The sequence below is a fragment of the Sphingomonas floccifaciens genome (assembly GCF_042681125.1).
Taxonomy (GTDB): domain Bacteria; phylum Pseudomonadota; class Alphaproteobacteria; order Sphingomonadales; family Sphingomonadaceae; genus Sphingomonas; species Sphingomonas floccifaciens.
In genome coordinates, this window is record NZ_JBHUFC010000003.1 from 197,304 (window position 1) to 220,009 (window position 22,706).

Annotated in this window: 22 protein-coding genes and 1 tRNA gene; 7 read left to right on the plus strand and 16 right to left on the minus strand. The window is 67.2% G+C overall.

What is annotated here, in order from left to right; translation table 11 throughout:
• Positions 1-107: 107 nt before the first annotated feature.
• The 9 genes from rpsO to ACFSC3_RS07985 form a co-directional block, all read right to left on the minus strand.
• Positions 108-377, minus strand: coding sequence for a 30S ribosomal protein S15 (gene rpsO / locus ACFSC3_RS07945; protein WP_380939874.1), 270 nt, complete (start codon positions 375-377; stop codon positions 108-110).
• Positions 378-402: 25 nt separating this feature from the next.
• Positions 403-1,401 carry a tRNA pseudouridine(55) synthase TruB gene (truB, locus tag ACFSC3_RS07950; RefSeq protein ID WP_380940889.1) on the minus strand — a complete coding sequence of 333 codons (999 nt, stop codon included), beginning with the start codon at positions 1,399-1,401 and terminating at the stop codon, positions 403-405.
• A 1-nt stretch (position 1,402) separates the two neighbouring features.
• Positions 1,403-2,002 (minus strand): thymidine kinase, encoded by a 600-nt coding sequence (locus ACFSC3_RS07955; RefSeq protein ID WP_380939875.1) that lies wholly within the window; start codon positions 2,000-2,002, stop codon positions 1,403-1,405.
• A 12-nt stretch (positions 2,003-2,014) separates the two neighbouring features.
• Positions 2,015-2,401 (minus strand): 30S ribosome-binding factor RbfA, encoded by a 387-nt coding sequence (rbfA, locus tag ACFSC3_RS07960; protein WP_380939876.1) that lies wholly within the window; start codon positions 2,399-2,401, stop codon positions 2,015-2,017.
• Between the two features lie 146 nt (positions 2,402-2,547).
• Complete coding sequence (gene infB / locus ACFSC3_RS07965; RefSeq protein ID WP_380939877.1) at positions 2,548-5,304, minus strand: translation initiation factor IF-2; 2,757 nt, start codon at positions 5,302-5,304, stop codon at positions 2,548-2,550.
• 8 nt (positions 5,305-5,312) lie between these two features.
• Positions 5,313-6,011 carry a DUF448 domain-containing protein gene (locus tag ACFSC3_RS07970; protein WP_380939878.1) on the minus strand — a complete coding sequence of 233 codons (699 nt, stop codon included), beginning with the start codon at positions 6,009-6,011 and terminating at the stop codon, positions 5,313-5,315.
• A 126-nt stretch (positions 6,012-6,137) separates the two neighbouring features.
• Entirely contained in the window at positions 6,138-7,787 is a 1,650-nt protein-coding gene (gene nusA, locus ACFSC3_RS07975; RefSeq protein WP_380939879.1) for a transcription termination factor NusA, read from the minus strand.
• 5 nt (positions 7,788-7,792) lie between these two features.
• Entirely contained in the window at positions 7,793-8,335 is a 543-nt protein-coding gene (gene rimP, locus ACFSC3_RS07980) for a ribosome maturation protein RimP (RefSeq protein ID WP_380940890.1), read from the minus strand.
• A 149-nt stretch (positions 8,336-8,484) separates the two neighbouring features.
• Complete coding sequence (locus ACFSC3_RS07985; RefSeq protein WP_380939880.1) at positions 8,485-9,486, minus strand: glycosyltransferase family 2 protein; 1,002 nt, start codon at positions 9,484-9,486, stop codon at positions 8,485-8,487.
• A gap of 140 nt (positions 9,487-9,626) precedes the next feature.
• On the opposite strand from ACFSC3_RS07985, the gene ACFSC3_RS07990 reads away from it, so the two are divergent.
• The gene (locus ACFSC3_RS07990) at positions 9,627-10,784 is read left to right on the plus strand and encodes a PQQ-dependent sugar dehydrogenase (protein WP_380939881.1); all 1,158 of its coding nucleotides are present in this window, start codon (positions 9,627-9,629) and stop codon (positions 10,782-10,784) included.
• Positions 10,785-11,114: 330 nt separating this feature from the next.
• Here ACFSC3_RS07990 and ACFSC3_RS07995 read toward each other — a convergent pair whose 3' ends face one another.
• Both ACFSC3_RS07995 and ACFSC3_RS08000 read right to left on the minus strand, forming a co-directional pair.
• The gene (locus ACFSC3_RS07995) at positions 11,115-11,786 is read right to left on the minus strand and encodes an RlmE family RNA methyltransferase (RefSeq protein WP_380939882.1); all 672 of its coding nucleotides are present in this window, start codon (positions 11,784-11,786) and stop codon (positions 11,115-11,117) included.
• Complete coding sequence (locus ACFSC3_RS08000; RefSeq protein WP_380939883.1) at positions 11,783-12,892, minus strand: Ppx/GppA phosphatase family protein; 1,110 nt, start codon at positions 12,890-12,892, stop codon at positions 11,783-11,785. Before ACFSC3_RS08000 ends, ACFSC3_RS07995 begins: the two co-directional genes overlap by 4 nt.
• A 77-nt stretch (positions 12,893-12,969) precedes the next feature.
• On the opposite strand from ACFSC3_RS08000, the gene ACFSC3_RS08005 reads away from it, so the two are divergent.
• The 6 genes from ACFSC3_RS08005 to ACFSC3_RS08030 all read left to right on the plus strand — a co-directional run bounded on the left by ACFSC3_RS08005 (position 12,970) and on the right by ACFSC3_RS08030 (position 17,715).
• A tRNA-Gln gene (locus tag ACFSC3_RS08005) sits at positions 12,970-13,043 on the plus strand.
• 122 nt (positions 13,044-13,165) lie between these two features.
• Positions 13,166-13,855, plus strand: a complete 690-nt coding sequence (locus tag ACFSC3_RS08010) for a hypothetical protein (protein WP_380939884.1) — start codon at positions 13,166-13,168, stop codon at positions 13,853-13,855.
• 3 nt (positions 13,856-13,858) lie between these two features.
• Positions 13,859-14,686 carry a hypothetical protein gene (locus ACFSC3_RS08015; RefSeq protein WP_380939885.1) on the plus strand — a complete coding sequence of 276 codons (828 nt, stop codon included), beginning with the start codon at positions 13,859-13,861 and terminating at the stop codon, positions 14,684-14,686.
• 88 nt (positions 14,687-14,774) lie between these two features.
• Positions 14,775-15,515: a hypothetical protein gene (locus tag ACFSC3_RS08020; protein WP_380939886.1), complete on the plus strand. Its 741-nt coding sequence runs from the start codon at positions 14,775-14,777 to the stop codon at positions 15,513-15,515.
• Between the two features lie 735 nt (positions 15,516-16,250).
• The gene (locus tag ACFSC3_RS08025) at positions 16,251-16,973 is read left to right on the plus strand and encodes a hypothetical protein (protein WP_380939887.1); all 723 of its coding nucleotides are present in this window, start codon (positions 16,251-16,253) and stop codon (positions 16,971-16,973) included.
• Positions 16,974-17,142: 169 nt separating this feature from the next.
• Complete coding sequence (locus tag ACFSC3_RS08030; RefSeq protein ID WP_380939888.1) at positions 17,143-17,715, plus strand: hypothetical protein; 573 nt, start codon at positions 17,143-17,145, stop codon at positions 17,713-17,715.
• Positions 17,716-18,035: 320 nt separating this feature from the next.
• On the opposite strand, the gene ahpF is transcribed toward ACFSC3_RS08030, so the two are convergent.
• From ahpF to ACFSC3_RS08055, 5 genes are all read right to left on the minus strand, one after another.
• The gene (gene ahpF / locus ACFSC3_RS08035; protein ID WP_380939889.1) at positions 18,036-19,616 is read right to left on the minus strand and encodes an alkyl hydroperoxide reductase subunit F; all 1,581 of its coding nucleotides are present in this window, start codon (positions 19,614-19,616) and stop codon (positions 18,036-18,038) included.
• A 60-nt stretch (positions 19,617-19,676) separates the two neighbouring features.
• Entirely contained in the window at positions 19,677-20,240 is a 564-nt protein-coding gene (ahpC, locus tag ACFSC3_RS08040; protein WP_380939890.1) for an alkyl hydroperoxide reductase subunit C, read from the minus strand.
• A 229-nt stretch (positions 20,241-20,469) separates the two neighbouring features.
• Complete coding sequence (locus tag ACFSC3_RS08045; RefSeq protein ID WP_380939891.1) at positions 20,470-21,375, minus strand: 3'-5' exonuclease; 906 nt, start codon at positions 21,373-21,375, stop codon at positions 20,470-20,472.
• On the minus strand, positions 21,372-21,797 hold the full coding sequence (locus ACFSC3_RS08050) for a hypothetical protein (RefSeq protein ID WP_380939892.1): 426 nt from the start codon (positions 21,795-21,797) through the stop codon (positions 21,372-21,374). The genes ACFSC3_RS08045 and ACFSC3_RS08050 overlap by 4 nt, the downstream gene beginning before the upstream one ends.
• On the minus strand, positions 21,794-22,516 hold the full coding sequence (locus ACFSC3_RS08055; protein WP_380939893.1) for a hypothetical protein: 723 nt from the start codon (positions 22,514-22,516) through the stop codon (positions 21,794-21,796). Before ACFSC3_RS08055 ends, ACFSC3_RS08050 begins: the two co-directional genes overlap by 4 nt.
• Positions 22,517-22,706: the final 190 nt, after the last annotated feature.

The following is a 22,706-nucleotide window of genomic DNA, read 5'->3' on the forward strand; positions in this document are numbered from 1 at the left end:
TGCTCCCGCAGAGGCGGGAGCCCAGGGTTACGAGGGTCTATCCTCTGCAACCCTAGATCCCCGCCTGCGCGGGGATGACAAAAAGGCGGCCAGTGGCCGCCTTTTCGTCACTTGCGAAGGCCGAGCTTCGCGATGAGGGCGAGGTAACGATCGCCATCCGACTTGCGGAGATAATCCAGCAGCGAACGACGCTTGTTGACCATCATCAGCAGGCCGCGGCGCGAGTGGTTGTCCTTCGCGTGGCCCTTGAAATGCTCGGTCAGGTTGCGGATGCGCTCGGTCAGGATTGCGACCTGGACTTCGGTCGACCCGGTATCGCCTTCGGCGCGGGCGTGTTCCTTGATGACTTCCTGGCGGCGCTCTGCGGTAATCGTCATAAAATCCAGTTCCTCGACATCATTCTCAAAGATTGAAACCGCGGACGACACGGGCTTCCCCGTGAATGACCTCGACCAGCGCGACCGGAGTGTTCTCCAAGAGCGCGAAATATTGGCCATCGTCTTCGGCGATCCCGACCAGCACACGCCCCTGTCGGAGCGCCCCTGCCTGGTCGGGGTCGAGGGGTAGAGCCGGGATGTCGTCCAGCCCAGCCCTCAGCGGCAGGAGTATCTGTTCAAGGGTGCGGGCCTTAGCGGTTTCGTCGAGAAAGTCCAGTGATATCGCTTGCGGCAGGGTGAACGGCCCGGCCTTGGTGCGGCGGAGCATGGTGACATGGCCCACCGTGCCGAGGGCTGCTGCAATGTCCCGGGCGAGACTGCGGATGTAGGTGCCCTTCGAGACATGGACGGAAAACGTGGCCTCGTCCAACTCCTCCCCGGCACGGGGAGGGGGACCAGCCGCAGGCTGGTGGAGGGGGGGCTCCATAGAGGACGTTCCTTGCGGCTCGGCCCCTCCACCACCCGCTTCGCCGGCAATCCCCCTCCCCGTGCCGGGGAGGAGCTTGATGCCGTGCACCACCACATCCCGGCTCGCGAGAACCACATCCTCGCCCGCCCGTGCCAAGTCGTACGCCCGCGCGCCGTCCACCTTCAGCGCCGAATATTTCGGCGGCACCTGCGCAATCGGCCCAGTGAAGCGCGTCAGCACCGCCACCAGGTCAGCCAGCGTCGGCCGCACGCTACTTTCCGAGATCACCGCGCCCTCGGTGTCGAGCGTATCGGTCTGCACCCCGAACCGAACCGTAAAATCATAGACCTTGTTGCTGTCGAGCATCCGCCCGGCGAGCTTCGTCGCCTCGCCGACCGCGATCGGCAGCACGCCTGTCGCCAGGGGGTCGAGCGTCCCGCCATGCCCGACCTTCGCCTTGCCATAGCTGCCCTGCCTGAGCGCTCGCTTCACCGCGGACACGCCTTGCGTCGAGCCCAAGCCCAGCGGCTTGTCGAGGATGATCCAGCCGTGCACGTCAGTCACGCGCCAGCACCAGCGTGCCGGCCAGCGCCTCGGCGAAATGGCGGCGACACAATGCGACATAGCGGTCGTTGCCGCCGATCTCGGTCTGCGCGCCTTCGCTTGCGGCGCGCCCATCGGCACCGATCCGCGCATTCATCGTCGCCTTGCGCCCGCACAGGCACACCGACTTGATCTCGACCAGCGAGTCGGCAACCGCCAGCAGCCGCGCCGAACCGGGAAACAGCGCGCCCTGGAAATCGGTGCGCAGCCCATAGGCGAGCACGGGAATACCGACGACGTCGCAGACCCAAGCCAGCTGCGCGACCTGCTCGGGGGTCAGGAACTGCGCTTCGTCGACCAGCACGCAATCGACTTTCGCGCGGTCGTTCTCTTCGGCGACGCACGCGCCGATATCGGTCGCGCCGTCGAACGCGATCGCGGGCATGGCCAAGCCGATCCGCGACGTGATCGTCCGCGCCGCAAAGCGATCGTCGATCGCCGCGGTGAACAGCATCGTCCGCATGCCCCGCTCGCGGTAGTTGAAATCCGCCTGAAGCAGGGTCGTCGACTTCCCCGCGTTCATGCTGGCGTAGTAGAAATAGAGCTTGGCCATTGGGCCCGGACGCTAGTCGCTATCCAGGTCGCGCGCCACCTGATCCGAGCGCAGGATCTTGTCGATGTGGCTGCCCTCGTCGAAGCTTTCGTCGGCCAGGAATTTCAGCCGCGCGGCGTATTTCATCTTCACGCGGTGCGCGACTTCGCGCTGGAGATAGGCGGTGTTGGTGCGCAACGCCTTCAGCACGGCCTCTTCGTCCTTGCCGAGCAGCGGCTTCACGAACACGGTCGCGTGGCGCAGGTCGGGGGACATGCGCACTTCGGTGATGCTGACGACATGGCTGGTCAGCACATCGTCATGCACGTCGCCGCGCTGCAGGATTTCGCTCAGGATATGGCGGACCTGCTCGCCGACGCGCAGCGTGCGGACGGATTTTTCGGGTTGGTCGTTCTTCATTGGCCCTCTCCCAGCGGGAGAGGGAGGGGCCCGCTCGGCGAAGCCGAGTGGGAGGGTGAGGGTCGCGATCAGCGTCCTCACCTGCCCTCACCCTTCCGCTGCCTTCGGCAGCTCCCTCCCTCTCCCGATGGGAGAGGGACTTCAGATCAAAGAGTCCGCTCGCGCAGCTCGACTTCGAACGTTTCCAGATAGTCGCCGGCCTTAATGTCGGTGAAGTTCTGGCTGAACGTGACACCGCATTCGAGGCCCGCGCGCACTTCGGCAACGTCATCCTTGAAGCGGCGCAGCGAGGCGATTTCGCCCTGGTAGATGATGACATCGGCCCGGGTGATGCGCGCCTTGAGCGCCTTGCGAATGACGCCTTCGGTGACGAGCAAACCGGCCGCCTTGCCGTGCTTGCCCGCCGAGAAGACTTCGCGGATTTCGGCGCGGCCGACGACGGTTTCGAACGCTTCCGGACCCAGCTGCCCCGCCATGCCGGCGCGGATTTCGTCGGTCAGGTCGTAGATAACGTCATAGTACTTCAGCGCGACCTTATGCCGCTCGGCGATCTGGCGCGCGTTCGCGTTCGGACGCACGTTGAAGCCGATGATCGGGGCGCCGCTGGCGGCCGCCATGTTCACGTCGCTCTCGGTGATGCCGCCGACGCCCGAATGCAGGATGCGGGCGCGGATATCGTCGGTCGAGATCTTGTTGATCGCGGCGACGATCGCCTCGACGGTGCCTTGCGTATCCGCCTTCACGACCAGCGGATATTCGATCGCCTGCTTGGCCTTCAGCGCCGAGAACATCGATTCCAGGCTGGCGGGCGCCGAGGTCGTGCGCTTCTGCGTCAGGACGCCCTGGCGATATTCGGCGACTTCACGCGCACGCGCCTCGTTCTCGACGACGCTCAGCGTGTCTCCCGCCGACGGCGTGCCGGTGATGCCCAGCACTTCGACCGGCATCGACGGATCGGCCGACTTCATCTGGCGGCCCTTGTCGTCGACGATCGCACGGACCTTGCCGCTTTCGGCGCCGACGACGAACACGTCGCCGACCTTCAGCGTGCCGCGGGTGACGAGCACCGTCGCGACAGGACCGCGGCCCTTGTCGAGCTTCGCCTCGATCACGCTGCCTTCGGCGGCGCGATCGGGGTTGGCGGTCAGCTCCATCAGCTCGGCCTGAAGCTGGATCTTCTCGATCAGGTCCTCAAGGCCGGTGCGGTTCTTGGCCGACACTTCGACGTCCTGCGTCTCGCCGCCCATGGCTTCGACCTGCACGTCATGTTCGAGCAGACGCTCGCGTACGCGCTGGGCATTGGCCTCCGGCTTGTCGATCTTGTTGATCGCGACGATCATCGGCTTGCCGGCCGCCTTGGTATGATTGATCGCCTCGATCGTCTGCGGCATCAGCCCGTCGTCGGCGGCGACCACCAGCACCACGATGTCGGTCACGTCGGCACCGCGGGCGCGCATGGCGGTGAACGCCTCGTGGCCCGGCGTGTCAAGGAAGGTGATCTTCGACTTGTCCTTCAGCGTCACCTGATAGGCACCGATATGCTGGGTGATGCCGCCGGCTTCACCGCGCACGACGTCGGTGCCGCGCAGGGCATCGAGCAGCGAGGTCTTGCCGTGGTCGACGTGGCCCATGATGGTCACGACCGGCGGACGTGGGCGCAGGCTTTCGGGCGCATCCTCGACGGTATCGGTGACGAGGTCGATGTCCGAATCGCTGACGCGAACGATGTTGTGGCCGAATTCGGTCACCAGCAACTCGGCGGTGTCCTGATCGATCGTGGCGTTGATCGTGACGGGCGAACCCATCTTGAACAGCGCCTTCACCAGGTCCGCACCGCGCTCCGCCATACGGTTGGCGAGTTCGCCGACGGTGATCGTTTCCGGCACCTGCACGTCGCGGACCTGCTTGGCCTGCGGCTCGCGCGGGCCGCCGAAGCCACGCTTTTCCTTCTCGCGGGCACGCTTCAGCGCGGCGAGGCTGCGGGCGCGAGCGCCGTCCTCGTTCAGCGCGCGCGTGACGGTCAGCTTGCCGCCACGACGCTCGTCACCCTTGCGATCGCGCTGCTGCGGACGCGCCGGGGCGGCATTGTTGCGCGGGGTCGCGACGCCCGAGGGCATCGAGCGCGACTGCTGCTGCGGCGCGCCGGCCGAAGGACCCGTAGACGACGCCGTTGCCGCGGGGGCAGGCGCCGGCTCGGGCTTGGGCGCGGGCTTCGGGATTTCCGGGCGCGGCACGGGCGTGAAGCGACGCGGCGCCGGACGGGTGGCGTCGGCGGTCAGCGTGATCGGCTCGCGCGCAGGAGCCGGGGCGGGCGCGGAGGCCGGGGTCGGCGTCGGGGCCGGAGCGGCGGCGACTGGAGCCGGGGTCGGAGCCGGTGCCTGCGTTTCTGCAACGGGCGCGGGGGCGGGCATCGGCGCGGGTGCCGGGGTCGGCTCCGGCGCGGGTTCCGGGGCCGGAGCCGGTTCGGGCTCGGCCTTCGGCGCGGCTTCGGCGGCGGCACGCTCGGCAGCGCGGCGCTTCTCGTCCTCGGCGGCCTGGATACGGGCCTGCTCCTCGCGACGGCGTGCGTCCTCGAGCGCGGTCATGCGCTGCTCTTCGGCCTCGCGCAGCAGCTTCGCCTGGCGTTCCTGCGGCGACAGATTGTCGGCGGGTGCGGGACGCGGGGCGGGGGTGGCTGCTGCCGGAGTCGGCGCAGGCGCGGCGGCCGGAGCCTCCGGCACGGCCGTCTCGGCCGGCTGCGAACCTTGCGGGCCGAGCATGCGGCGGCGCTTCACTTCGACCACCACCGTATTGCTGCGGCCGTGGCTGAAGCTCTGCTTCACCTTGCCGGTCTCGACCGTGCGCTTCAGCCCCAGCGGCTGGCGCATCCCGAGTTTCGGCTTGTCGTTGTCGGTGTCGCTCATGCGCTCGCTCAAATTCCTGTGCTCGCCGAACCCGCGGTCGGGTCGGCCGTAATTTCGGGTGCCGATGGGCCTCGCGCGTCGTCGGCGCAAGGTTCAGCGGCACGTTCGGGTCCGATAAAATGCAGCCAGCGGGTCAGCGCGTCGCGCACCCGCCTGGCCGCCTGGGCGTCCGTCAAACCGGCATGTACCACATTTTCGCGGCCCAACGCCACGGACAATGTGGTGCGGGTCACCGGCAAAACCAAGCCCTTGAGGTCGGTGCCTTCACGATCCGACCCGACACGCCATGCCTGGGCCAGCTTCGCGGCGCCATCGGGACGTGCGTCGGACGCGTGAAGCAGCAGATGCAGTTGCCCGCTACGTGCCGCCGTTTCGATCCGTTCCGCACCGATCAGCAGGTGCCCGGCCTTTGCCTCCAGCCCGAGTCGATCCAGTGCGTGGCGTTCAAGCTGCTGCGCGATCCGTACGGGCAGGTCGTCGGGAACCGTTAGCTTCTCGCCCTTGAAGGCGCGGGCCAGTGCACCGCGAAGCTTGCCCTTGGCGATCGCGGTTTCCAATTCCGCGCGCGTCACGCCGATCCACGCGCCGCGGCCGGGCGCCTTGGCGCGCACATCCGGCGCGATCTCGCCATCGGGCGACAGGGCAAGACGGATCAGGCCCTCGCGCGGCGATGATTCGCGCGACAGGATGCAGGTGCGGTCGTTCATGCCACACCTCCCATCGTCATGCCGGACTTGATCCGGCATCCAGTGCCACGAACGGCGACGCCTGTGACTCTGGATCCCGGATCAAGTCCGGGATGACAGCTTACGGTGCTGGTCAGCCGACCCGTGTCATTGCCCGGATTCCGCATGCGCGTCCTCCTGAGCCGGCGACGCGCCAGTGTCCTCTTCGTCCGCGAACCAGTGCGCGCGGGCGGCCATGATGATCTCGTTGCCCTGCTCTTCCGACAGGCCGTAGCTGCCGAGCACGCCGCCCTTGTCGCCCTCGCGCTGCGGTGCCGGCTTGTCGGCGTCGGCGCGGCGGCGCGGTTCCTGCCGCTTCTTGGCGATCAGTTCGTCGGTCGCGAGATCGGCCAGGTCGTCGAGCGTCTTGATGCCCGCCTTGCCCAGCGTGACCAGCATCGCTTCGGTCAGGTAGGGCAGTTCGGCCAGAGCGTCCTCGACGCCCAGCGCGCGACGCTCTTCACGCTGCGCGGTTTCGCGACGCTCGAGCGCTTCGGCGGCACGGCTCTGGAGTTCCTGGGCCAGATCCTCATCGAAGCCTTCGATGCTCGCCAGTTCGTCGAGCTCGACATAGGCGACCTCTTCGAGCGCGCTGAAGCCTTCGGCGACCAGCAGCTGGGCCAGCGTCTCGTCGACGTCGAGTTCGTTCTGGAACGTCTCGCTGTTCTGGACGAATTCCTGCTGCCGCTTCTCGCTCGAATCGGTCTCGGTCAGGATGTCGATCGCCTTGCCGGTCAGCTGCGACGCCAGGCGCACGTTCTGGCCGCGGCGGCCGATGGCCAGGCTCAGCTGATCGTCGGGAACGACGACTTCGATGCGATCCTCTTCCTCGTCGATCACGACGCGCGCGACGTTTGCCGGCTGCAGCGCGTTGACGACGAAGGTCGCGGTGTCGGGCGACCAAGGGATGATGTCGATCTTCTCACCCTGCATTTCCTGGACGACCGCCTGCACGCGGCTGCCCTTCATGCCGACGCAGGCGCCGACCGGATCGATGCCCGAGTCATGGCTGATGACGCCGATCTTCGCGCGGCTGCCCGGGTCACGGGCGGCGGCCTTGATCTCGATGATACCGTCGTAGATTTCGGGCACTTCCTGCGCGAACAGCTTCTTCATGAAGTCAGGGTGCGCGCGGCTGAGCATGATTTGCGGACCGCGGTTCTCGCGGCGCACTTCCTTGATCAGGCTGCGGACGCGGTCGCCGACGCGGACGAGTTCGCGCGGAATCTGCTGGTCGCGGCGGATGACGCCTTCCGCGCGGCCGAGGTCGACGACGATGTGACCGAATTCGACGCGCTTGGCGACGCCGATAATGATCTCGCCCTGGCGGTCCTTGAACTCTTCATACTGGCGCTCGCGCTCGGCATCGCGGACCTTCTGGAAGATGATCTGCTTGGATGCCTGCGCCTGGATGCGACCGAATTCGATCGGGGGCAGCGGATCGACGATGAAGTCGCCGACCTGCGCGTCTTTCTGGAGCTTCTGCGCGCCCTTCAGGTCGACCTGCTTGAAATAGTCGTCGACGACCTCGACCACTTCGACCACGCGCCACAGGCGCAGGTCGCCAGTGTTCGGGTCGAGCTTGGCGCGAATGTCGTTTTCCGAGCCGTAGCGGTTCTTGGCGGCGCGCTGGATCGCGTCCTCCATCGCCTCGATGACGATGGCCTTGTCGATCAGCTTCTCCTTCGCGACCGAATCGGCGATCGCGATCAGTTCGGCGCGGTTGGCGGTGATGCCGCCGGAGGGGGACGAGGCCATGCGGGTTATTCCTCTGTTTCGATGATCTTGTCGGCGCCATCGGCCGACAGGGGTGCGGTGGCGGCGATCAGCTCGTCGGTGATGACGAGCTTCGCATCGGAAATCTGGTCGAAGGCGACGGTCATCGGCTGATGCCCGCGGACGTCGACAGTGACGGCATCGCCTTCCACGCCGGCGAGCGTGCCGTTCAGCTGCTTGCGGCCGTCGACCTTCTCGGTCAGCGTCACGCGTGCTTCATGGCCCGCCCAGTCGGCATAGTCCTTCAACCGCGTCAGCGGGCGGTCGATGCCGGGGGAGGATACTTCGAGGCGATAGGCATAGTCGATCGGATCCTTGCCCGCCTCTTCCAGCGCGTCGAACACGTCGGAAATGCGGCGCGACAGGTCGGCGCAGTCGTCGATCGTCAGCTGGCGGGTGTCGGGCCGCTCCGCCATCACCTGCAATGTCGGGTCGGACTGGCCGCCGAACATCTTCACGCGCACGAGGTCCAGCCCCAAAGCCTTGGCCTCGGGTTCAATGAGCGCGGTCAGGTTCGCGATGTCGACCAAGCGGTTCTTCTCCAAACGTCCATGCAGCCTCGCTGCCGGCCCCGGTGGGACCAGCCTCGGCATGTATGACGATGTCGAGAAGGCAAGCGCGATATAGAGCGAAGCCCCTGTCCGCGCAAGCGGCTAGCCGCGTGCGCTCGGGAATCGCCTCAGTCGAACCCGATCGCGTCGCGAACGACGTAGAGCGGACGACCTTTCGCCTCGATCAGGATGCGGCCGACATATTCGCCGAGCACGCCGAGCGACAGCAGCTGGATACCGCCGAGGAAGGTCACCGCGACGAACAGCGAAGGATAGCCCGCGACGCTCGACCCGAAAAGCAGCGTCTTGATCGCGATGCCCGCGGCATAGGTCATGGCGGCGAGCGCGACGATGCCGCCGACATAGCTCCAGATGCGCAGCGGCATGGTCGAGGACGAGGTGATGCCGTCGAGCGCCAGCGTCCATAGCCGCCAATAGTTGAACTTCGTCGTGCCGTTCGCGCGTTCGGCGCGGTCATATTCGACGCTGGCCTGGCGAAAGCCGCCCCAGGCGAACAGGCCTTTCATGAAGCGGTTGCGTTCCGGCATCGCGCGGATGACATCGACGACCCGGGCGTCGAGCAGGCGGAAGTCGCCGGCGTGCGCCGGAATTTTGTCGCGCGACAGCCGGTTGTGCGCGCGGTAGAAGAGGTCGGCGGTGCGTCGCTTCAGCCAGCCGTCGGTCGAGCGCGAGCGACGGATGCCCAGCACCACCTCGTTCCCCGCGCGCCAGGCGTCGAGCATCTGATCGAGGACTTCGGGCGGGTCCTGGAGGTCGACGTCGATCGGTACGACCGCGCGGCCGCGGACGCGATCGAGCCCGGCGCTGAGCGCGGCTTCCTTGCCGAAATTGCGCGACAGCGACAGACAGCGGATCGAGGGGTAGAGGGCGCGTGCGGCGAAAATCGCGGGCAGCGTCGCGTCGGTGCTGCCGTCGTCGACGAACAGGATTTCCCAGCCCTCGTCCGCGGCCAGCGCATCGAGGATCGGGACGACCCGCGCGACGAACGGCGCGATCGCGGCTTCCTCGTCCTGCACCGGCACGATCAGTGACAGCAGCGGGCGCACCTCCGGCCATGGTGCCGCGCGGGTGGCGGCAAAGACCTTGGCCGTGGGATCGATATACGACATGCGCGCCTCTCGCTGGAGCGCGATCAGAGGTAGGCGCGGATGGTTAACCAAAGGTCAACGTGTCCGCCGCCGGACGGCGCGCGCAACCGGGATCGGGCTCGGGCGTTGCGGAACCGATCCAGATCATAGGGAAACCGTTCATGCGCCTGACCGCAATCGCGCTCGCCACGACGCTCATCGCCTGTACCGAAGCCACACCGGGCAATGCGCAGAATGGCACCGCCCCCGCGCCCCAGGCTGCGTCGCCGGCCGCCGGCCTGCCGTTCACGGTGACGGAGGTCGCCGACCTCGATGCGCCCTGGGCGATGACCTTCCTGCCGGATGGTCGGATGCTGGTGACGGAGAAGGCGGGGCAGATGCTGCTGCTCTCGGCGGACGGCAAGCAGAAGCGCACCGTGGCGACGATCCTCGTCGACAGCGCGGGGCAGGGCGGGCTGATGGATGTCGTCGCCGCGCCGGGCTTCGCGCAGAACCGCCAGGTCTATTTCAGCTATTCGACGGCAGGTGCCGGCGGCAAGGGCGTGGTGCTGGCGCGTGGCGTCCTGTCGGGCGCGGCGGGTGCCGAGCAGCTGACCGGCATCACCGAACTGTTCCGCGCGACGCCGTTCGTCGATGGCAACGGCCATTATTCGGGCCGCATCGCCTTCGCACCCGACGGCCGCCACCTGTTCTTCACCAACGGCGAGCGGCAGAAGTTCACGCCGGCACAGGACCCCAAGGCGACGCTTGGCAAGGTGCTGCGCCTGACGCTCGACGGAAAGCCGGCGGGCGATCCGGGGCTGACCGCCAAGGGATTCCATCCCGCCGTCTGGTCCTACGGCCACCGCAACCTGCTCGGCATCGCCTTCGATCGGGCCGGCAATCCGTGGGAGCAGGAAATGGGTCCCGAGGGCGGGGACGAGGTCAACCTGATCCTGCCGGGCCGCAACTATGGCTATCCCAAAGTGTCCAACGGCCGCAACTATGGCGCGGCGACCGACGACATCCCCGATCATGCGCCGGGTGACGGGTTCGAAGCGCCCAAGGTCTGGTGGAACCCGGTGATCTCGCCGGGTGGGCTGCTGCTCTACACCGGCGCGATGTTCCCGGAGTGGCAGGGCGACCTGTTCATCGGCGGGCTGTCGTCGAAGGCGCTGATCCGGGTCGACGTGAACGGCACGTCCGCGGCGAAGGGCGACCAGTGGCCGATGGGCACGCGCATCCGCGATGCGGACCAAGGGCCGGACGGGGCGATCTGGGTGTTGGAGGACGGCGGCCGTGGGTCGAACGGCAAGGTGATGAAGCTCACCAAGCGGTAGGGCCGGCGAGTGTCGAGGCGCCGGACTTCGTGCCGCGATGTTTCGGCGCGTGTATCGCAGAACGGCCCTTCGACAGGCTCAGGGCGAACGAATTGGGGAGCGAGGTGCGCTCTATCCGTTCGGACTGAACTCTCTCCGTCGTGCTGAGCTTGTCGAAGCACCGTTCTTCGTTCCGCGAGCGCCGGAGGGGCTGATCGAAACCGGTGCTTCGACAAAGCCAACACGAATGAAGAGGTGGCGGTTTCGCAAACCCCGCCGCGGCGAAGCCGCGTCGTCGGACGTCGTTTCAGGACGCCGGCCGGGGTCGAGCCTGGACGCGGAATAGCTATGCTATTCCGCTGCTCTCCCCTTGAACCCCTGCGCGACTACATACCATTCGCTCGACCCCTTGCGGCTCGCCGGGGGCTTGGCATGTTTCACGCTCGTGAAATTGCGCTTCATTTCCGCCACCAGCGCCGAATCGGCACCGCCCGCGAAGACCTTCGCGACGAAGGTCCCGCCCTTCTCCAGCACGTCGACGGCGAAGGCGAGGCCGGTTTCGACCAGCGCCATCGTGCGCAGCGCGTCCGTCTGCGGATGGCCGACCGTGTTCGCTGCCATGTCGGAGATGACGAGGTCCGGCGCGCCGCCCAGCGCCTCGATTAGCGTATCGGGCGCCTTGTCGTCCATGAAGTCCATCTGGAAGATGGTGACGCCGTCGATCGGGTCGACCGGCAACAGGTCGATGCCGACCACCGCCGCCTTCGGGCATTTCTTGCGTACGACCTGCGACCAGCCGCCGGGTGCGATGCCGAGATCGACGACGCGCCGCGCACCGCGCAGGATGGTGAAGCGTTCGTCGAGTTCGATCAGCTTGTACGCCGCGCGGCTGCGATAGCCCTCCGCCTTGGCGCGCTTGACATAAGGGTCGTTCAGCTGACGCTCCAGCCAGCGCGTCGACTGGGGTGTGCGCCCGCGCGCCGTCTTGACGCGGGTGTGCAGGCCGCCGCCGTCCCGGCTCACTTCCGCGCCCCCATCAGACGGCGCAGGATTCCCTCGCGGATACCGCGGTCGGCGATGCCGAGTTGTTCGGCGGGCCAGATGTCCAGGATTTCCTCCAATATCGCGCAGCCCGCGACGACCAGGTCAGCGCGCTCGGGGCCGATGCACGGCACCTTCGCACGGCCGGCCACGTCGAGCGAGGCGATTCGCCGACTGACGTCGCGCATGGCGCCGGCCGGCATGATAAGTCCGTCGACCGCTGAACGGTCGTAGCTGTCGAGGCCCAGGTGGACGCTCGCCAGCGTCGTCACCGTTCCCGACGTCCCCAGCAATCGCCGCCCTGTGACGTCGTCGGGCAGGCGGGCGGCGAAGGCGGCGAAACTCGCCCGCACCAGCGCGCGCATCTCGGCATAGGTGTCCGGTCCCGCCGGCCCGACGCTTTCGGTCAGCGACACCACGCCCCATGGCGCGCTGTGCCAGTCGAGCACGGTCGGCGTTTCCGTCCGGGTGTCGATCAGCACCAGCTCGGTCGACCCGCCGCCGATGTCGAATACCAGCGCCGCGCCTTCACCCGGTTCGATCAGCGCGTGACAGCCCAGCACCGCCAGCCGCGCCTCTTCCTCGGCGGAGATGATGTCGAGCATGATGCCCGTCTCGCGATAGGCGCGCTGGATGAAGTCGGGGCCGTTCGACGCCCGGCGGCAGGCCTCGGTCGCGACCGACCGGGCGAGCGCCACGTCGCGGCGCTTCAGCTTGTCGGCGCAGACCCGCAACGCGGCGATGGTCCGTTCGATAGCCTCGTCGCTGAGCTTGCCCGTCGCGGCGAGCCCTTCGCCCAGGCGGACGATTCGGCTGAACGCGTCGACCACCGCGAAGCCCTGGCCCTGCGGGCGCGCGATCAGCAGGCGGCAGTTATTCGTACCGAGATCCAGCGCGGCATAGTGACGCGCCTGCGGCCAGCGGCCATGCGCTGGCGATCGGGGGGCCGGACGGGGCGCGTGGGCACGCGGTCCGTACGGCCCTTGGGCGGATACATCCCCCACGGCCGTAACTTTCTTCTTATCGTTCTCGTCCGTCACGACCGCGAACCGGCCGCTCGGTGCTTGGCCGCGAAGGTAACGGCTCATCGCGGAAACGACAAGGCATGTCGCCATAACCGGTTGACATGCCCCGCACACCCGGACTAGACGCCCGCCTCCATTATTGCCCGATCCTCTAATGGTAAGAGAGCGGACTCTGACTCCGTCAATCAAGGTTCGAGTCCTTGTCGGGCATCCAAAAAACCTATCCTTTGCCGCCGTACGTTTGCCCAGAGGGTCAAAAGACCCTGACCACGATGGGTCCTAGCTAGCGCGGCCGCTCGCTCCTCACATTCTCCAGCCACCCACTGGAGAACGAGCTTGCCAACCAAAAAGAAGCCAACGCGCCTCGCCGTCGTTCCCACGAATCAGCCCCTCGAGCGGCAGTTCGGGAGCGAACTGGTCCGCGTCGAAGCCGCCTTCCGCAATCCTGACATCCGCAAGCCCAAGGGCGGGCCCTGGGAGCTGGAGGCCGACAAGGTCGCTTGGACCGACCCGATGACCGGCTACGCCTGCATCATCCTGCGCGACGCGAGGGGGATGCACCTGCGCGGCTTCGTCGGCGTGCCGCCCAGCCATCCCTTCTTCGGCCGCTCGACCGGTTCGCTCATCGGATACCAGATCGGCATCCACGGCGGGCTCGACTACGCACGCGACTGTCAGCGGCACGAGCCTGAGTATCGCAGCATCTGTCACGTGCGTGAGATCGTCCGGCGCCCCGAAAAGATATACGAGAAAGACGCGGCGAAGGCGCACGACGACGCCTGGTGGCTCGGCTTCTCCTGCAACCAGCCCGGCGACGTCTGGCCGGGAGCCTATGGCATCGTGCACACGAACGAGCCCGTCCACGGCGTAAACGCCGCCACCTACAAGGATGAGCACTTCGTCTATCGAGAGTGCTTGCGCCTGGCGCTCCAGCTGAAGGCCGTCGAGCAGGGGAGGCACCCAACGGAAGCGGACCCCGGTCCCGCCACCGCCGCCTACGACCTGCACGACCACTGGAGGGCGTGAGCGATGCCCCCCGAGCAGATCGATCCCGAACTCCCGTGGGGCTACTGGCTCCGCGTCCAGAGCGTCCGCGGCGCCCCGGTGTTCGTCGACGACCAGACCGGCGAGCAGTGGCGGACGCTGCGGTCCGCCTTCTGGAAGGGTCGGCTCGGCATGCAGGCCGACGACAAGGAGCCGCCGCCCGAGCATCTCGAGCTGGTGCATGCCGTGCTCGCCACCCGTGCGCGTCGCGCATACGTCCAGGAGCCCGAGGAGGTCGCGGACCTGTTCTCCGGCAGCCGCCTCTTCCGCGGGATCATCTACGACTGGATGTTCGCAGCGGGCCTCCTCGGCAGGTCGGGCGATCCGGGCATCGAAACGCTGGTGACCCCCGAGGGCTGGTCGGCGCTTGCGATGCTGCACGCGACGCGACCATATTCGATGCGCCAGCGCCGACCGTCGGGCATGACCGTCCGCGACCTCCTCGAGGTCGGGCTCGGGCCGGAAGAGCGCGAGGAGCGGCTGGCGAGGGTCGAGAGGACCGCGATGACCTGGGACGTCTGCTTCATGCGGCAGATGGACGCCGGCCGGCCTTCGGTGATCCTGACGCGGCGCGGCGACGGACCGGTGCCGCTGAAGCAGACCGTATGGGCGCTCGCCTTCGAGACCGAGCTCGCCCGCGACAACTTCTTCGAATGGATCTGCTTTCGAATGGACCGGTGGGACGCATGGTCCGAGATCGCCGGGAACAGCAGCGCGAAGGAGCTCACCCACAAGCTGCTTTCGGTGATGGCGTCCTCGCTGCAGCCCCATCGTCCTGAAGCGCCCCCCATGATGCAGGCGGACTATCGATAGGATCGCAGCGTCGCTCGATCCCCGGTCTCGGCACCGACGCAGGCGGGTGAGCGAGACCACCGACTCACTCCAACGGAAGGAACAGGCGTTGAAGCAGTATCCGTTCAAAGATCCCGGAGTCAGCCACTTCATCATCGAGAAGCATCGCAGGATGTTCGATGAAATCCGGTCAGAGGTGATGGGGCGAACGAAGGGCTCGGCCATCGTCCGCGACGGACGCGTCGGCTTCGGAACGGTCGCGGCGGTCGGTCCCGTCTGGCGCAGCGGCCTGGCCCTTTCCATGTGGAAGTGGCGCCACGCCGACCCGGCGGAGTATCCGGAATGGATGGGGGCAACCGAGTTCGTCGACGACCCCCTTGGCGTCCCGCCGGAGACTTCGCTGGGGACGCGCATGATCCTGGCCGAGCAGTTCGCCGAGGTCGCCTCGCGCATGTTCGATCCCGAAGACGTCGGCTTCACGACGCGCGCCATCGAGATCGTCGCGGCCACCCCAGACAGGCCTCCGGGGATCGAGCGCGGCGAGGACGTCGATCTGCTGGCAATCGAGCTCTACGAAGGGGTGCCGATGCCGAAGATCATCGACCGGCTGGTGCAGATCGAGGTCGACATCGACCGGGGGTGGTTCAGCTACGGCGGCTTCTGGCTGCAGGTTCAGATCTGGCACCGCGCCGAGCGCGTGAACGCGGCGCGCGCGTTGCTGGGCAAGGACCTGCTGCCGATCAGGCTCCCGGGGCTCAAGGCGCTGGAGAGGCGGGCCGACCTCCTGATGGACGCGAAGCGAGAGCGATCGCAGGGTCAGTGCGGCGGAGGGCCCGCGACGACGACCTAGCGGGAAAGCCCGGATCCGCCCGGATTGGCCGTGGTGACGTAGGCCTCCGACCTGGACTTCCCGGACGTATCGACGCTGGTGATGGTAATCGCGGAGCTCCAGCGTTCGCAGGGATGCCTACCTGCCAGAACTCGCCGGCGATTATCCATCCTCTGAAGGCGAGCATGGTGTCGCCCAGCCAGACCTGCACGTCGGTCGCGCCTTTGCTCCCCACGTTCCGCACCTGCAGCACCACGCCTGTTCCGGCCGAGCTGACATCCACGGCGACGACCTTGGCCAGGTCCGCCTTTGCGGTCCTGATGCTGCTGAATGCGCCGACCCAAGCGAGGGCGGCTCCCGCCCACGCCACTGTGAAGGTCGAAAATTCCAGAGTGTTCATCTGAATGGATTAGGAAATGGAAGTTGGGAAATTTCTCACGCAGCTCGCGACCTTCGTCGCCTACTCGGCGACGCCGGTGATCGCCGCGGTCTTCGTCCATCGGGCGGTTAGGAGCCGCTCCCTGCCTGGTCGCCTCGCGGGCTGTCTCGGCGTCGTCGCCTGCGTGTGCTGCGGCTACGTTCTGGCGAGGAACCTCCTCTGACAGCCCTGCTTGCATGCGGTCGCGCCGGCGCTGGTTGCGCGGTCCGAGCCGTGACTCTTGGCGAATGGAAATCATCCGAGCGGGAGTTGGGCCAGCGGCTCACTCCGCGCGCGGCAGGCAAGAGCGATGATGCGTCGGCATCAAGGAGATCGAAATGCACGGCCTGACCGCCATCGTCCTTTCCGTGACGACGGCCCAATCGTCCGACGCCCGCGTGTTCCTTGCCGCCTCACCGGCGCAACCTGCGGAGAAAGGAAGCCGGCTTCAAGCGGATCGTCCCGCTAGCATCGGAGACGAGATACGCGTCGCCGCGGCGGCGATCGACGAAGTCGCGGAAGCTCAGCCGCAGCAGAGCGCCGTCGACCACGGAGGGAGCGAGCCGGAAGTCAATCGTCTCCCCCGGCCCGATCGCACCAAGCGAGATAGCGTCGTCGTCAATCTCGAGGCGGACGCGGTTCGCGACGGTCGGACCGAGGTTGACAAGCCGTCCTTCGAGACCGGTGCCGGCCGCATCGCGCGCGAGCCCCCGGACGGCCAGGATCGCACGCTTCTCCGCTACGGCCAGCCGGAGCGAGGACCTGGCACCCCAGTGAGTGACCACATGTCCGGCATACGCGACAAAGCAGGTGAACGTGACTCCGAGAAGAGCGCCGAGCGCGGTCTCGTCCAGCCCCGAACCGAACGCCGTCAGACCGTCCAGAAGCTCCTTCATCTCTTCATCGCCCTCATCGGCGGAGCTCTCATTGGCTCCGGTTGCGGAAGGAGCCACCTGCCGGTCTTTCGTTCAGATCGGGTTATCGGCTGCGTGACCGCGCTCATCGGCCTGGCGGCCGTCGCTGTCGGAATCGGCTTCCTGGCGCACTTCTCCGGTGGCTGAGAGATCCCGGCTTCGCTCGGAAAGCGGCCATCTCAGCCTTCTTGAGACGGGATGAGACGAACGCAGGCCACCCGGGCGAAGCCCAACCGCTTTCAAAAGCAGAGTTCACGATCCCTTATAGGAAATTTGCCATGCTCGGTACATGTCTCGCACGCGAAATGCGCTTCAAGTGGTCGCCGGGGTCGTGATCGCGCGAAACCTGGACAGCGCCGTCGACGCCCTGGGTCTCAGCAGCCTCCTCACCAAGGCACCTGCCGCGATCGCCTCGGTCGACGCCCTCATCCTCGACAAGTGGGTGCTGGCGACATCCACGCTCATCGTCGGCATCACGATCGGCGACTGGATCGTGCGCCGTTCGCTCTCGTTCGAACAGCGACCAGAAAGGCTGCCGCTGGCATGGCTGTCGCGCCGGACGGCGTCCGTCCGCCGGGCGCTGCTTCATCCCAACACCTACGGTCGCCTCTTCGACATGCCTCTGGAACTAGCGACCCTCGACCAGGCGCTGACGACCCACGGCTTCCCATCGCTGCCCTCGATCGATCCCGCATCCAACCGGATCGGGGAGACAGTCGACTATCTGACCGTGATCGGGAAGCTCAGTCCGGAGACCATCGATCGCGCTCGTGCGCGCGCAACCGTTCTCGTGGCGACGCTCGCCCAGTCAGACACCTCGCCGCCGGCTCCGCCTTTACGTGCGAGCCGACTGCGCGAGGCGCTCAAGGCACTCGTCGAACCAAGATGAATCGCCGCCCCACTGCGGAATCCGCGGGACGTGGTTGTCGCCCGACCGAGTCCCAGCGGTGGGCATGCTCGGGCCCAAACCCTATCGTCGCTTCGTCGACGCTCCGCTGAACCTACGACTTCGACCCAGCGCTGACCGCTCACAGCTTTCCAACGCTGCCGTTGATCGACCGGCTGCCCGATGGGATCAGCGATACCTTCGACTACCTGGCCGTGATGGCAGGCCTAGCTGCGGCGCGCGCAACGACTGCGGCGTCGAAAGCCTGGAGGGAAGGGGCGAGCACGTCCTCGTCGGCACGCCGCGCAACCCTTCGCCACCTCCTAGGCCGCTTCGGATTCCGAACTCGCCGGCATTCGGATCAGGTGGTCGAACGCGGACAGCGACGCCTTCGAACCTTCCCCCATCGCGATCACGATCTGCTTGAACGGCGTGGTCGTCGCGTCACCCGCGGCGAACACGCCCGGGACGGAGGTGCGACCATGCGCGTCGACCTCGATCTCCCCATGCGGCGACAGGTCGAGGACGCCACGCAGCCAGTCCGTGTTCGGCACGAGCCCGATCTGCACGAAGACGCCCTCGACGTGCACCCGTCGGGTCTCGCCGGCTGCACGGTCGACATAGGTCAGCCCATCGACCTTGCCGCCGTCACCGTCGATGGCGGTTGTCTGCGCGTTCAGCAGCACTGTGACGTTCGACAGGCTGCGGAGCTTGCGTTGAAGGACGGCGTCAGCCCGAAGCTGATCGCCGAACTCGAGCAGCGTCACGTGGGCGACGACGCCCGCGAGGTCGATGGCGGCCTCCACGCCCGAGTTGCCGCCGCCGACGACAGCGACGCGCTTGCCCTTGAAGAGAGGACCGTCGCAGTGAGGGCAATACGTCACGCCCCTGTTGCGATAGGTGTCCTCGCCCGGCACGCCGAGCGACCGCCAGCGCGCCCCCGTCGAGAGGATCACCGAGCGGGCCCGCAGCGTCGCGCCGCTCTCGAGCCTCACCTCGTGGAGACCGCCAGGGCTGCGCGCGGGAAAGAGCGCCTCGGCACGCTGCAGCGTCATCACGTCGACGCCGTATTCGGCGACGTGGCTTTCCATCTGGGCGACGAGCTTCGGCCCCTCGGTGCGCTGGACCGAGATGAAGTTCTCGATCGCCAGGGTGTCGAGGACCTGACCGCCGAACCGCTCGGTCGCGAGGCCCGTGCGGATGCCCTTGCGCGCGGCGTAGATCGCCGCCGCGGCCCCCGCAGGGCCGCCGCCCACGACCAGCACGTCGAAAGGCTCCTTCGCGGCGATCTTCTCGGCGGCGCGCGCGTCGGCGTTCGTGTCGAGCTTGGCGAGGATCTGCTCCACGTCCATCCGGCCCTGCGCGAAGGGCTGGCCGTTCAGGAAGACGGAGGGCACCGACATGATCTGCCTCGCCTCGATCTCTCCGCGGAACAGGCCGCCCTCGATCGACGTGTGGCGGATGCGCGGATTGATCACGCTCATGGCGTTGAGCGCCTGCACGAGGTCCGGGCAGTTCTGGCACGTGAGCGAGAAATAGGTCTCGAACTCGTAGTCGCCGGGAAGCTCCCGGATCGCGGCCTGAACCTCTTCGGACATTTTCGGCGGATGACCGCCGACGTGAAGCAGGGCGAGCACCAGCGAAGTGAATTCGTGGCCGAGCGGGATGCCCGCGAAGCGCACGCCCACCTCGGTGCCGACGCGACGGATGAGGAACGACGGACGGCGGGCGTCATCGTCGCTCCTGACGACCGACACGTCGGCGTGAAGCTCGGCGATCTCGTTGAGGAGCGACCACATGTCGCGCGACTTCGCATCCTCGTCGAGCGAGGCCACGAGCTCGACCGGTTGGCGCAGATTGGCGAGATACGCCTTCAGCTGGGACTTGAGAGATTCGTCGAGCACGGGAGGACTCCAGGGGAATTCGGTGATGCGGGGCCGGCGGGAGACCGGCCCCGCGATCGTTCAGATCTTGCCGACGAGGTCGAGCGAGGGAGCGAGCGTCTCGGCGCCCTCCTCCCACTTCGCGGGGCAGACCTGGCCAGGGTTCGCACGGATGTATTGCGCCGCCTTGATCTTGCGCAGCAGCTCCATCGCGTTGCGGCCCACGCCTTCCGACGTGACCTCCATCAGCTGGATCACGCCGTCGGGGTCGACGACGAACGTTCCACGGTCGGCGAGACCCTGTCCCTCGCGCAGCACGTTGAAGTTGCGCGCGAGCGCATGGGTCGGATCACCCAGCATCGCGAAGCGGATTTTGCCGATCGCCGGCGAAGCGTCGTGCCACGCCTTGTGGCTGAAGTGCGTGTCGGTCGACACCGAGTAGATGTCCACGCCCATGCGCGCGAAGGTGTCGTGGTTGTCCGCGACATCCTCCAGCTCGGTCGGGCAGACAAAGGTGAAGTCGGCAGGGTAGAAGAAGAAGACGGCCCACCGCCCGCGCACGTCGGCGTCGGTGACGGTGACGAACTTCCCGTCCTTGTAGGCCTGCGCGGTGAACGGCTTGAGCTCGGTTCCGATGAGTGACATTTTCGCTCCTTTGTTGCACTGCGGCATATGGGTCATCCGGCAGAGCGATGGAACAGGGGTCGCGATTGGTTTCATCGATCACAGTGAACGCCTCGGTCCGAAACCGAGCGAGCAGCCGGCCGACTCACACGACGGAATGGTGACGGCGGCCGGCCGCTGACACCGCCGGAATTCGCGTGCAACGTGCCTTGCCGCCAGCCGCTGGCTGAGGACGCCGAGGACGCCGTCGTCACCTGAGCGCGTAGCGCTCGCGCCAGGTCTTGCGCGTGACGATCGGCTCGCGCGAGCCGGCGTAGACGTCGTTGACCAGCCAGTCGATCTCCTCCTCGCACTGCTCCCGGGTCGCGACGAAGCGCCACCGCTGCCGCCGGTCCTTGTCCCACGCGTAGCCGCGCTCGCGTAGAGCCGCGCTCATGGCGAACGGCGTTCCCGGCGCCTCGATGAGCCAGTTCGGGCGCGAAGCGTTCCTGATGAGCTCCCGGATGACGATCTCGCCCGAGCCCAGGCGGTGGTCGAGCACCCGCACCAGCGCGTGCACGTCGTCGGAGGCCCGGTGGGGCTCGTGGAAGCCCCCGCAGCGATGCAGCAGGCAGCCGAGCTTGCTGCACTCGAACCCGTGGCCCGACCAGTCGAGGTCGCGCAGGCTGCAGATCCACGGTCGCGGAGGAAGCTCGAGCCGCCTGTCGACGAAAGGGCGGTCGAAGCCCGCGTTGTGCGCCAGGATCGCGTCGGCGGACACCAGCATCGCATAGGCCTCGCCGTCCGAGATGCACCGGCCCGCCACGTCCGCGTCGGTGATGCCAGTATGCCTGGTGATCTTCGGCGGTATCGGCGCGCTCGGCTGCTCGAGCCAGTTGCGCGTCGCGCCCGTCGAGACGAGCTCGCCTTCGCCGTCGACCGTCACGCACTGGATGCCCAGCTCGATGATCTCGTCGGTCCGGGGATCGAGGCCCGTCGTCTCGACGTCGACCACGGCGATCGTCAGGTCGGACAGCGACTTCTGGCGCATCGTCCGCCGCCCCATGCCGTCGGCAAGCCGAAGCACCCTGAAGCGCGGATGTCTGTCGAGCGCGATCGCGATCGCGTTGGCGGGCACGCTGACCGCAGCGTAGTCCGCGTCACGTCCCCACTTCATGCGAACCTCCGCTCGATCGTGACGTCGAATTCGGCGGCGGACCCGCTGCCGGTAGGGCTCGCCGCTTCGTCCAGAAGCGCCATGAGCGAGGGCGTGACCAGCTCCGCCACCCTGGAGTCCGCGTGGTCCACGCCTTCCGTCACGACAGCCTCCGACGCGATCCAGCCGCCATATCTGGCGGCCAGCCTCCCGAGGAACGAGCGACGGCTCCCGGACACGATCGCGCAGAAGGCGAGCGACGGACGATCGCCGGCGCCATCCAGGTCGAGGATGGCGGTGAATAGACGTCTCGACCCGGAACCGGCGGCGTTCGGGCGCACCACCGCGGCTAGCCCATGCGCCGGGCATTCGCGGCCATCGTCCTCGAACAGCAGGTCCCTCGCCACGGCGCCATCGCCGGCGCTCCCCGAAGCGGGCTTCACGCCGCGAACCTCCGCTCGAGGACGATGTCCAGCCCGCGACCGAACTCCCCCTGCGGCTCGCTCTCCGCCAAGGCCAGCACGCCCAGCAGCCCATCCGGAACGAGGACCCCGGCCGACGGATGGTCGAGGTCGATCCCCTCGACGATCACGAGGTCGCGCGTCAAGGCGCTGCCGAAGCGGCGCGCGAGGTGACGGCGCATCGCTTTAGGGTCGGGCTGGACCGATGCGCAGAAGGCCTGGACGCGACGCTCCCTTCCGAATTCCAACCCGTCGATGAAACAGGTGAAGAGCCTGCCGCCTACGGAGGCGGCCTGGACGGGCTCGCCCTCATCGTCGAAGCCGTCGTCGTCGACGTCGTCGCCTTCCTCGAGCAGTTCGTCCATCTCGTCGGCCCCGGCGTCTAGGCGGAGGCGCAGACCGTGGAGGATCGTCGCGCGCAGGAAGCCGTCGTGGTTCTGGCAAGCGTCGATCGCGGCCGCGCCGCGGAACAGCGCCTGCGGCGCCGTCAGCCAGTCCACCGGATCGATGCCCATGCCATCCTCGGCGAAGCGCGCTCCGGTCGCAGCCGAGACGGTCGCGAGCCGCTGGAGGCGACGATGCGAGGTGACGATCGGCAGATCGTCCAGACCGTCCGGCTCCAACGGATCGGCCGGCGCGAAGACGGCGGCGCCGTCGACGTCGAGGTCAGGGCGGCGGTCGAATCCCGCACCGGCGAACATGGCTAGCTGCATCGCGAACTCCCGTGATTATGATCCGATTTCATCAAGCCGACGCCCAGCAACCCGGCGTCCCACCTGATACTTCGGTATTCGTGGAAATATTGCAATGATAAATTCGCGAAAGGAGGTTAACGCGTGACGATGTCGCTCGACTTGACCCAGTCAGCGCGCTAATGCCCACTATATGGGA

Coding starts and splice junctions, on each gene's coding strand:
- ACFSC3_RS08000 (WP_380939883.1), bottom strand. CDS start 12,892: ATGAGCCGTTACCTTCGCGGCCAAGCACCGAGCGGCCGGTTCGCGGTC.
- ACFSC3_RS08015 (WP_380939885.1), top strand. CDS start 13,859: ATGCCCCCCGAGCAGATCGATCCCGAACTCCCGTGGGGCTACTGGCTC.
- ACFSC3_RS08045 (WP_380939891.1), bottom strand. CDS start 21,375: ATGAAGTGGGGACGTGACGCGGACTACGCTGCGGTCAGCGTGCCCGCC.
- ACFSC3_RS07985 (WP_380939880.1), bottom strand. CDS start 9,486: ATGTCGTATATCGATCCCACGGCCAAGGTCTTTGCCGCCACCCGCGCG.
- ACFSC3_RS07955 (WP_380939875.1), bottom strand. CDS start 2,002: ATGGCCAAGCTCTATTTCTACTACGCCAGCATGAACGCGGGGAAGTCG.
- ACFSC3_RS08025 (WP_380939887.1), top strand. CDS start 16,251: ATGCACGGCCTGACCGCCATCGTCCTTTCCGTGACGACGGCCCAATCG.
- ahpC (WP_380939890.1), bottom strand. CDS start 20,240: ATGTCACTCATCGGAACCGAGCTCAAGCCGTTCACCGCGCAGGCCTAC.
- infB (WP_380939877.1), bottom strand. CDS start 5,304: ATGAGCGACACCGACAACGACAAGCCGAAACTCGGGATGCGCCAGCCG.
- ACFSC3_RS07990 (WP_380939881.1), top strand. CDS start 9,627: ATGCGCCTGACCGCAATCGCGCTCGCCACGACGCTCATCGCCTGTACC.
- ACFSC3_RS07970 (WP_380939878.1), bottom strand. CDS start 6,011: ATGAACGACCGCACCTGCATCCTGTCGCGCGAATCATCGCCGCGCGAG.
- nusA (WP_380939879.1), bottom strand. CDS start 7,787: ATGGCCTCGTCCCCCTCCGGCGGCATCACCGCCAACCGCGCCGAACTG.
- ACFSC3_RS08055 (WP_380939893.1), bottom strand. CDS start 22,516: ATGTTCGCCGGTGCGGGATTCGACCGCCGCCCTGACCTCGACGTCGAC.
- rbfA (WP_380939876.1), bottom strand. CDS start 2,401: ATGAAGAACGACCAACCCGAAAAATCCGTCCGCACGCTGCGCGTCGGC.
- rpsO (WP_380939874.1), bottom strand. CDS start 377: ATGACGATTACCGCAGAGCGCCGCCAGGAAGTCATCAAGGAACACGCC.